1 pseudogene is annotated in these 343 nt (G+C 70.3%); it reads left to right on the forward strand.

The features are described from left to right. A pseudogene (locus tag D9V41_RS18085) lies at nt 1–263 on the forward strand (hypothetical protein); the annotation flags it as partial. Between the last annotated feature and the right edge of the window lie 80 nt (nt 264–343).

The following is a 343-nucleotide window of genomic DNA, read 5'->3' on the forward strand; positions in this document are numbered from 1 at the left end:
ACGGGCCGACCGTGGGCGACGATCCTGTCGTCGTCGCTGACGACACCCGCCACGCTCTGTCATTGGGCATGACCGCCCGGCTCTGCACGTCCGACCAGGCGGCGAGTGTCGTCAACACCACGTGTGCGCCGACCCCGGCCGACGTCGCCGCGGCGCGCGCCTTCGTCGCGTCGCCCCCCGAAGGCTATGCCGGCGCGATCGCCCCGCGTCTCGCGCAGGCCAAGGACACGCTTCGCCGCGAGGAGGCCTACGGGATCGAGTGATACTGGGCCGATGCTGTGGTCGTTCACCGGATACATCGCCGGTCTCGGAACGACCTCAGGTCTGCGCATCGTCATCGGCC

The organism is Aeromicrobium phragmitis, assembly GCF_003674095.1.
GTDB classification, from domain to species: Bacteria; Actinomycetota; Actinomycetes; order Propionibacteriales; family Nocardioidaceae; genus Aeromicrobium; species Aeromicrobium phragmitis.